Here is a 9,342-nt window from a genome sequence, read left to right as displayed (position 1 = left end):
ACACCCGTTCCCATACCGAACACGGAAGTTAAGCTCTTTAGCGCCGATGGTAGTTGGGGGCTTCCCCCTGTGAGAGTAGGACGTCGCTAGGCAATCTAAAGTCTGAGAATTTTTTCTCAGGCTTTTTTATTTTTTTAGGCTGTCTTATACAACCAATGTATAGGACAGCCTTTTATCTTCATTCAGCAAATATTTTCTGTGCGAAAGCAAAGCGACAGCAACAAATGTTTTCTGTGCGAAAGCGAAGCGACAGCAACAAATATTTTCTGTGCGAAAGCAAAGCGGCAGCAACAATAATAACAATTACGCCAAGACAAAATCTAAAATTCAAGAGCGTTTCGAAGATTATTTAAATAAGATTGGCTAACGGGTAGTTCACTTCCATCCTTTAGAGTGACAATAAAATTGGAAGTAAGATCACGAGCCATTTTTTTTATGAAATGAATATTAACAATATAAGATCTATGAATACGAATAAAAGATGACGGTAGACGCATTTGAAGTTCTTTCAGTGTAATACTTGTTTTAAATTGTTCTCCCTCCACATAAAACCACGTTTTTTTCTGCAGGCTTTCAATATGAGAGATTTTTTCAATTGCAACAGGATTCCATTCCTCATCTTGCTTTCCAGTTAAAAATTGAAAGGGCTCTAATTTCTTTTCGGTAAAGGTTGAAGGTAATACTACAATAAGTGCTGCAGGCACATCTAAAATGTTTATAGGATAACCTATCCCATAATACGGTGTTTCAAATAAGGAATTATCTAAAACGGCGTCTGTTCGTTTCCTTGTACGTAGTACTTGTTCAGCAATGCTGCCAGATTGTACTTGTTGGCCTACTTCTAAGTTAATGTTTTGATGTCCAGAATGAAAGTAAATATAGGAGCTTTCAGCGGCAATTGCAATGGATGAATTGACTGGAACCCAGTCCTTTAACATTGAAATAAACTGTTGTGAAATATCTTTTGGCAAAGAATTAAACTCGTTATTCATTGTGAATATCCCCCTTGTTTGTAAACAGTTTACCAAATTTCGTCGCCAAAAAAAGCGGTTTCATCATAAAAATTTGGTATTTTATCTAAAAATAATGAAAATTCAGATGTTCTGTTATATATTAATTTACAACAAATAAACCTGTTATGGAACAGTGGATTAAAAGTTTTTTAACAGAGTATATTGTCTACAAAGGGGAAGGTGGAATTTCAATATGTCAACACGTCAAGAAAAAATTCAAGCATTAGAAAAACAATGGGCTGAGAACTCTCGTTGGGCAGGTATTGAACGTGCATATTCAGCTGAAGAGGTTGTTAAGTTACAGGGCTCTGTTGTACTTGAACAAACTTTAGCAACTAAAGGTGCGGCTCGACTTTGGAACTCTTTACACGAAGAACCGTTCATTAATGCATTAGGTGCATTAACTGGTAATCAAGCTGTACAACAAGTGAAAGCCGGATTAAAAGCAATCTACTTATCAGGCTGGCAAGTAGCTGCTGATGCTAACCTTTCTGGTCAAATGTACCCTGACCAATCCTTATATCCAGCAAACTCTGTACCAGCAGTAGTAAAGCGTATTAACCAAGCTTTACAACGTGCAGATCAAATCGATCATGCTGAAGGCCGTGTTGATCAATTTGATTGGTTCGCTCCGATCGTGGCAGATGCTGAGGCAGGCTTCGGTGGTCCTCTAAACGTATTTGAGCTTGTAAAAGGCATGATCGAAGCTGGAGCTGCTGGTGTTCACTTAGAAGACCAATTAGCTTCTGAGAAAAAATGTGGTCACTTAGGCGGTAAAGTTTTACTTCCAACACAAAATGCTGTTCGTAACTTAATTGCTGCTCGTCTTGCAACAGACGTAATGGGTGTTGATACAATTTTAATCGCTCGTACAGATGCTGATGCTGCTGATATGGTAACATCTGATATCGATCCACGTGATGCTGAGTTTATTACTGGTGAACGTACTCCAGAAGGCTTCTTCCGTACAACACCAGGCATCAAACAAGCGATTGCTCGCGGTTTAGCTTATGCGCCATATGCAGATTTAATTTGGTGTGAAACTTCTAAACCATCTCTTGAGGAAGCTCGTGAATTTGCGGCAGCTATTCATGCGGAATTCCCTGGTAAATTGCTAGCATACAACTGCTCACCTTCATTCAACTGGAAAGCAAATCTATCAGAAGAAGAAATTGCAGAATATCAACGCGAGTTAGGTAAATTGGGATACAAATTCCAATTTGTAACATTAGCTGGTTTCCACGCATTAAACCACTCTATGTTTGAGCTTGCGCAGGACTATAAAGATAATGGTATGGCTGCATACTCTAAGCTACAGCAAGCTGAGTTTGCATCAGAATCAAAAGGCTATACAGCTACACGTCATCAACGTGAAGTTGGTACTGGTTACTTTGATGACGTATCTCAAGCTATCTCTGGTGGTACTTCTTCTACAACAGCGATGGCTGGCTCTACTGAAACAGAACAATTCGTATAAGTTTCATAAAGTACGTGTATTCCTAAATTCATAATCATAGATTAGTCTCCCCCGCCCCTCCTAAAGCGGGGGAAGACTACTTAAAATCGCAAAAGTGGGGGAAATAACTGATGGAACAAGCAACAACAGGTAAGCTTAAAATTGTTGGGGAACAAAACGAGCAAACAAAAGAAATTTTGACACCAGAAGCCCTTGAGTTTGTTCTTGCCCTGCACGAAAAATTTGATGCTCGTCGAAAAGAGCTGTTAGAGGCTCGTCAAGAACGCCAAAAGCGTCTTGATGCAGGTGAGAAACTCGACTTCTTACCAGAAACAAAGCATATCCGTGAGGGTGATTGGGCAATTGCATCACTTCCAGCAGATTTGCAAGACCGTCGTGTAGAAATTACAGGACCTGTTGACCGCAAAATGGTTATTAATGCTTTAAACTCTGGTGCAAAAATGTTTATGGCTTGCTTTGAGGATGCATCTGCTCCGACATGGGAAAACATGATTGGCGGCCAAGTGAATATGCGTGATGCTATTAATAAGACAATTGAATTTACACAAGCATCTAATGGTAAGACGTATAAGTTAAGCGAAAACACAGCTGTGTTATTAGTTCGCCCACGTGGCCTTCATTTACTTGAAAAGCATGTACTAGTAGATGGCGAACCGATCTCTGGTAGCTTCTTTGATTTCGGTCTGTATTTATTCCACAATGCTAAAAATGCATTGGCACAAGGTACGGGACCTTATTTCTACCTGCCGAAGCTTGAAAGTCATTTAGAGGCTCGCTTATGGAATGATGTCTTTGTGTTTGCACAAGATTATATCGGAATTCCACAAGGGACAATTAAGGCTACTGTATTAATCGAAACAATTTTAGCTGCATTTGAAATGGATGAAATTTTATATGAACTGCGTGAACATTCAGCTGGTCTGAATTGTGGACGCTGGGATTACATTTTCAGCTATATCAAGCGTCTGCGTAATCAACCTGATGTAATTTTACCGGACCGCGGACAAGTAACAATGACTGTACCATTCATGAAGGCATATACGTCTTTATGTATTCAAACATGTCATAAACGTAATGCTCCTGCGATGGGCGGTATGGCAGCACAAATTCCTGTTAAAGGGGATGACGATGCGAATGCTGTAGCGTTTGCAAAGGTTGCAGAAGATAAACGTCGTGAAGCAACAGATGGCCATGATGGAACTTGGGTAGCGCACCCGGGTATGGTTGCAACGGCAATGGAACAGTTTGATGCGATTATGACGACACCAAACCAAATCCATAAAAAGCGTGAGGATGTAAATGTTACAGCAGAAAATCTAGTAGCTGTTCCAGAAGGTACAATTACACTTGAAGGTCTTCGTATTAACTGTAGTGTAGGAGTTCAGTACATTGCTTCTTGGCTACGAGGCAACGGAGCTGCACCGATTAACAACTTAATGGAGGATGCTGCAACTGCAGAAATCTCTCGTACACAAGTATGGCAATGGATTCGTCATTCAAAAGGTATCTTGGATGATGGTCGTGGTATTACATTGGCCTTTGTCCTAGCAATCTTGGAGGAAGAGCTTGTGAAAATTAAAGAGGCTGTTGGGGAACAAGTCTATAACAGTGGCCGCTATGAAGAAGCTGCTGAGCTGTTTAAATCTTTAATTGAACAAGACGAATTTGCGGAATTCTTGACGCTTCCAGGTTACGAAAAATTAGCTTAACTTACTTTCAGTAATAAAGCCTCCAGCGGATGTCACGGAATTATGCCGAGGCATAATGATTTGAGATACGAATCTACTAAACGAACATATCCAAACTTTCCTAAATTGTTGTGGACTAAACTCGAATGGAGTCCACTGTATTCCACTAATGTAACGAGCGGGGTCTGTTCCCCCGTTCCTTACTGAAAATTGAACACGGTTACAAAAAAGGGGTCATTAATAAAGAGATTAAAAAAGGTGAAGGATGTCTTACGAGCTTAGATGGGGAGCTTGTAAGGCATTTTTTTACCCTTTAAAAAATGTTCCTGGACTGATACCGGTAGTTGATGAAGTTTATGATGCATTAACAATAGTTGAAGGGGATGTCTCAAATTAATCATGAGACATCTCTTTTTTTGATTGTTAAATTGGTCTCATTCTTTATGCACAAAGAATGATTATTTGTTATATTAGCTATATAACAATTTTGGAGATGATAGTAATGTTTATTCAAATAGAACCTCAATCTGATGTACCAATTTATGAACAGGTAACACGACAAATTATGGAAGGTATTGCAAGAGGGGAAATGAAACCAGGAGATACTCTGCCATCTGTACGTAATTTAGCGGCTGATTTGGGCGTCAATATGCACACGGTTAATAAAAGCTATCATGAGTTAGAGGAGAAGGGGATTATTACAATTAGAGCTAAATCAGGTGCTATTATTCGTTCAACAGAGGAGCGAGCGTTAACGCCTGAACAATTACAACAAATTGAAAAAAACTTAAAGCCTGTTGTGGTAGAAGGAATGGTGCTCGGCGCAACAGTTGAGCAAATCGAGCACATGATGAAAAAGGTATTTTCTGATTTGCAAATACCTGCAGAAGGGGTGTAGCACATGCAACTTGGCATTTTTTCAACCGTCTACATCATAACACTAGCTCTACAATTATTTGTTCCGTTTATAGTACGAGAGACAATCGCTTTTGGCGTTACAGTACCGGAACAAAATGTAAAACATCCTGCATTACGTAATATGAAAAAGCATTACGCTCAAATTGTTGGAATTTCTGGTGTCATGTTATTAATGATGATGATTGTTAGCTATTATTACCTTGCACCATCTGAGTTTATGCAAGGTTATTTTCTGCTTGGATGCTTATTTGCGATGCTTACAGTCAGTATGACATTATATTGGATATACCATCAAAAAGTTTTAAAGCTTAAAAAGGAAGAGCAATGGGGCTTAAATATAAAACAAGTTCGTACTGTTGATTTAACGGCACGTAGTCGTGATGAAATGCTTCCATGGCCATTTTATGTAGTCCCTTTTGGTGTTACGGTGTTTCTAATTATCTTTACATTCCTCCATTATGACCAAATACCAGATCACATTGCTGTACACTGGGGGCCAAGTGGTGAAGCGGATTCTTGGAGAAGTAAAACATATTTTACTGCGATTTCACTACCGCTTGTCATGCTAATGATGCAATGTATGATGTGGGGAATTGTAGATTCCATCAAGCGTTCAGCAATCAAGTTAGCTGTTAATCGTAAGGAAGAATCATTGGAAGATCAGCTGAAAAGTCGAAAGTATATGAGCTGGAGCATTATGTTATTGAGCTATACCTTTACTATATTATTTACAGTATTACAGCTAAGCAATATTTATCCTTCGATGATTACAGGGCGTAGGCTATTACCGGTATTTATTTTATTTTTATGCCTTGTTTTTGGCTCAGTCCTTGTGTACGCGTGGAAAAAGCGCAAGCTGAGGGTGTCATATGGAGATAATGTCGTTGCAGAAGTAATGGATGTTGATGAGGATCGCTATTGGAAGGGTGGATTAATTTATGTGAATCGTCAAGATCCCTCCGTTTTTGTCGAGAAACGCTTTGGGGTCGGTTGGACGATGAATTTTGCAAATCCACGAGGCTATATCGTAATTGTTTTGCCGTTACTTATATTGCTGCTGATTTCTTTTTTTTCGTTATAATATAAATGTTGTTAATCAATTATGCCTCGGCATAATTGTGTCCGGAATCGGCTTTGTGCTTGCACAAAGAACTCCTTACCGATTCCGTGACATCCGCCGGAGGCTTTGGGTCAACAAGATGTTGGTCACTCAGTCGTTGCCACAGGACGTGGCGTTCTTAGACTGAGTTCCTTTATTTCAGCGGTGTTTTAACATTCGCAGAATAGTTGCTAAATCTGCATTATCTCACCACCTATAGAGGAGGGACTTCCGCTGAAAGAAGTTGAAAATTCGCTACACTCTTGCTGGACAACGAGCAACGCAAGGCTTGCAGATCGCCCGCGGAATGGAGCGGATTTTTTGTTAAAATAGTGTACCGGAAACAAATTGGAGGGGGTAGACTTAAATGAAAATTCTCGTTGTAGATGATGATGTACATATTTTACAGCTTGTAAATATTTATTTGACAAGAGAGGGCTATCAGGTGATGCAGGCGGAAAACGGACAACAGGCCCTTAAATTACTTGAGGGAAACTTGCCTGATTTGGCAATTGTAGATGTTATGATGCCGGGAATGGATGGTTATACATTAACCGAGATATTGAGTCAGGATTACGATATTCCTGTATTGTTATTAACAGCAAAAGGCGAGCTTGAGGACAAGGAACGAGGATTTTTGGCAGGCTCAGACGACTATGTTGTGAAGCCTTTTGAACCTAAAGAATTGCTGTTTCGCATAGCCGCGATATTGCGTAGACTCGATAAGAAAAATCAAGTAACCATCAAGGTGGGTAGGCTCGTTATTGATCGTCGAAGCTTTGAGGTTGTCATTGGGGAAGATACACTTGTTCTGCCTTTAAAGGAATTTGAACTATTGGCATTACTAGCATCACGCCCGAATCAGGTGTTTACACGTAGTTTTATTATGGAGCAAGTGTGGGGCTATGACTACGATGGAGATGAGCAGACTTTAAATACACATGTGAAGCGGATTCGTGAGCGTCTGCATCGTTATGAACCAGGTGTTGAGATTACAACGGTGCGTGGCGTTGGCTATAAGCTTGAGGTTATTGCATGATGAAAACGTTATATAGCAAATTTGTTGTCACGACGATGCTCGTTATGATCGGTAGCTTGTGTATCGGTTTTTTAGCGACAAATACCTATTATCATCAAGTTGTGAAGGAAAAAAATGATGCTAAAAATGTGAAGATTGCGCAGGATATTGCGAAATACATTGAGTCATCAAAGCCTAACGATTTAGATAATTATTTTACGACTCTGGGTGAAATAGGTTATCAAATTTATGCAACAACTGGTGACGAAGGATATTTCTTCGGCGGTAAGTATCGTGATAAAGCACTGCCGCCTAAAACAGTCGAGCGTGTTTTAAACGGGGAGATTTATCATGGTATGCGTGATTTTCCAAAAGAGACTTTTGTAACAGGCTTTTTTGCGAATGAGTTAATTAATACGATAGGTGTGCCATTCACTTATGAAAATAAGCAATATGCACTGTTCATTAGACCTGATATTCGCTTGTTGTTTTCTGAGGTGCATACGATACTTGGCGGACTAATTCTTGTGATGACAGTACTTAGTCTATTGGCAATGCTACTTTTTGCTAAGGCACTAATTCGCCCTATTACACAACTAACAGAGGCAACACATCAGCTTGCACATGAAAAATTCGATACGCTACTGGATATAGATCGAGCAGATGAGATTGGACAATTAGCAGTTAGCTTTAATGTTATGACCGAAAAATTACAGGAAAATGATCGAATTCGTAAAGAGTTTATAAGTAATGTGTCTCATGATTTTCAGTCGCCGTTGTTGAATATTCAAGGCTATGTAGATTTACTAAAGAATCCCTTGCTGACCGACAAGGAAAGGCAGGAATATACCACGATTATTGAGCTAGAAACGAAGCGTATGTCGACGTTAACTAAGCAATTACTGTTATTAACGTCACTCGATCAATCTACAAGATTGTTAAAGCGTGAACCTTATCGTTTAGATGAGCAATTAAAGGAAACAGTAAGAAAATACCGCTGGCAGCTTGAAGACGCAAATGTACAATTATCGTATCAGCTTGAACCAGTAACATGTAATGGTGATGCTGGGCTATTACAAAATGTTTGGGATAATTTATTGACGAACGCTATTAAATATAATGTCGAAGGTGGAGAAATTCATATTCACTTGCAAGAATTCTCAACCTCAATTGAAGTGCTTATTGAGGACAGTGGCATAGGTTTAACTGCTGAACAACTACAAAAGGTATTTGATCGCTTTTATCGAGTAGATGCTTCCAGAACAAAGCAGGGTACTGGGCTTGGACTAGCCATTGTGAAGCAAATTGCTGAGCTACATGGAGGAACGGTTCATATTGAAAGTGTTATGAATTCCGGTACAAAGGTCCGTGTTCACTTACCAAAATTGTAATGAGGAGTTCATGTAAAGTTCATGTTCACGGGATAAACTGCTGACTAAGTTGAAAAAACTTAGGGGGAGTTATTGTATGGAACTAAAATGGAGTATACGCCTTATTCGCCTTGCTGCGATTTTTGCCTTATTGGGAACGTATCTAGGATCACATATTTCTGCTTCAGGTAGTTATGAATATAGACCGATACATGCACATATTTTGCTGGTAGGTTGGTTAAGTATGTTTGCATGGGGGATTTTCTATCGGGCTTTTAAAGTGAAATCGCAAAAATTAGTAACAGCACATGGTTGGACAGCTATTCTCGGAGTTTTTGGTTTAACACTAGGCATGTGGTTCTACAATATAAATCCATTTCATTTTAGCAATACATTTACATTGATTTTCTTTATCATAGGTGGGACAACACTATTAATTAGTTTCGCTCTATTCATCGTTGTAACATTTATGGTGAATCAAAAAGAAGAAATGAAAAACTAGAAAATACCGTGTCACTGTCTTTACGAGGTGACACGGTATTGTTTAGGGAGGATGGATTTAATTGGATCATTACCAAATGTTAGGTATTATATTTTTAAAAAACATATTTCATATATAAGTTGATTGGAGTGGAGGCTGGGCGACTCCTTGGGGATTAACGTCAGAGGAACGAAGGCTAAAAGCATCACATCCTGTGATAACGCCTTCGTGACCAACATCGTGTTGGCCCGAGACCCTGCAGCGAAGCGAAGCGGCTC

Annotated in this window: 8 protein-coding genes and 1 rRNA gene; 8 read left to right on the top strand and 1 reads right to left on the bottom strand. The window is 39.4% G+C overall.

The window, feature by feature from the left end:
- Positions 1-92: ribosomal RNA gene (gene rrf / locus ACQKN2_RS24545) — 5S ribosomal RNA — on the top strand; the annotation flags it as partial.
- 228 nt (positions 93-320) lie between these two features.
- Here the strand turns inward: rrf and ACQKN2_RS24540 are convergent.
- Positions 321-992 (bottom strand): LytTR family DNA-binding domain-containing protein, encoded by a 672-nt coding sequence (locus ACQKN2_RS24540; protein WP_427417255.1) that lies wholly within the window; start codon positions 990-992, stop codon positions 321-323.
- A gap of 214 nt (positions 993-1,206) precedes the next feature.
- Between ACQKN2_RS24540 and aceA the strand changes: the two genes are divergently transcribed.
- The 7 genes from aceA to ACQKN2_RS24505 all read left to right on the top strand — a co-directional run bounded on the left by aceA (position 1,207) and on the right by ACQKN2_RS24505 (position 9,085).
- Positions 1,207-2,490 (top strand): isocitrate lyase, encoded by a 1,284-nt coding sequence (gene aceA, locus ACQKN2_RS24535; protein WP_427417254.1) that lies wholly within the window; start codon positions 1,207-1,209, stop codon positions 2,488-2,490.
- A gap of 110 nt (positions 2,491-2,600) precedes the next feature.
- Entirely contained in the window at positions 2,601-4,199 is a 1,599-nt protein-coding gene (aceB, locus tag ACQKN2_RS24530) for a malate synthase A (protein ID WP_427417253.1), read from the top strand.
- Between the two features lie 481 nt (positions 4,200-4,680).
- The gene (locus tag ACQKN2_RS24525; RefSeq protein WP_427417252.1) at positions 4,681-5,076 is read left to right on the top strand and encodes a GntR family transcriptional regulator; all 396 of its coding nucleotides are present in this window, start codon (positions 4,681-4,683) and stop codon (positions 5,074-5,076) included.
- A gap of 3 nt (positions 5,077-5,079) precedes the next feature.
- Positions 5,080-6,177, top strand: a complete 1,098-nt coding sequence (locus ACQKN2_RS24520) for a DUF1648 domain-containing protein (RefSeq protein ID WP_427417251.1) — start codon at positions 5,080-5,082, stop codon at positions 6,175-6,177.
- A 385-nt stretch (positions 6,178-6,562) separates the two neighbouring features.
- Positions 6,563-7,234, top strand: coding sequence for a response regulator transcription factor (locus ACQKN2_RS24515; protein WP_427417250.1), 672 nt, complete (start codon positions 6,563-6,565; stop codon positions 7,232-7,234).
- The gene (locus ACQKN2_RS24510) at positions 7,234-8,604 is read left to right on the top strand and encodes an ATP-binding protein (RefSeq protein WP_427417256.1); all 1,371 of its coding nucleotides are present in this window, start codon (positions 7,234-7,236) and stop codon (positions 8,602-8,604) included. The genes ACQKN2_RS24515 and ACQKN2_RS24510 overlap by 1 nt, the downstream gene beginning before the upstream one ends.
- Before the next feature lie 76 nt (positions 8,605-8,680).
- Positions 8,681-9,085, top strand: coding sequence for a hypothetical protein (locus ACQKN2_RS24505; protein WP_323650586.1), 405 nt, complete (start codon positions 8,681-8,683; stop codon positions 9,083-9,085).
- Positions 9,086-9,342: the final 257 nt, after the last annotated feature.

The sequence above is a fragment of the Lysinibacillus sp. NPDC093688 genome (assembly GCF_050280145.1).
In the GTDB taxonomy this organism is placed as follows: Bacteria; Bacillota; Bacilli; order Bacillales_A; family Planococcaceae; genus Lysinibacillus; species Lysinibacillus xylanilyticus_B.
Note: the sequence above shows the minus strand (reverse complement) of the source record. Positions and strands in the feature narration are given on the sequence as shown.

Coding starts and splice junctions, on each gene's coding strand:
- aceA (WP_427417254.1), top strand. CDS start 1,207: ATGTCAACACGTCAAGAAAAAATTCAAGCATTAGAAAAACAATGGGCT.
- ACQKN2_RS24515 (WP_427417250.1), top strand. CDS start 6,563: ATGAAAATTCTCGTTGTAGATGATGATGTACATATTTTACAGCTTGTA.
- ACQKN2_RS24505 (WP_323650586.1), top strand. CDS start 8,681: ATGGAACTAAAATGGAGTATACGCCTTATTCGCCTTGCTGCGATTTTT.
- aceB (WP_427417253.1), top strand. CDS start 2,601: ATGGAACAAGCAACAACAGGTAAGCTTAAAATTGTTGGGGAACAAAAC.
- ACQKN2_RS24520 (WP_427417251.1), top strand. CDS start 5,080: ATGCAACTTGGCATTTTTTCAACCGTCTACATCATAACACTAGCTCTA.
- ACQKN2_RS24510 (WP_427417256.1), top strand. CDS start 7,234: ATGAAAACGTTATATAGCAAATTTGTTGTCACGACGATGCTCGTTATG.
- ACQKN2_RS24525 (WP_427417252.1), top strand. CDS start 4,681: ATGTTTATTCAAATAGAACCTCAATCTGATGTACCAATTTATGAACAG.
- ACQKN2_RS24540 (WP_427417255.1), bottom strand. CDS start 992: ATGAATAACGAGTTTAATTCTTTGCCAAAAGATATTTCACAACAGTTT.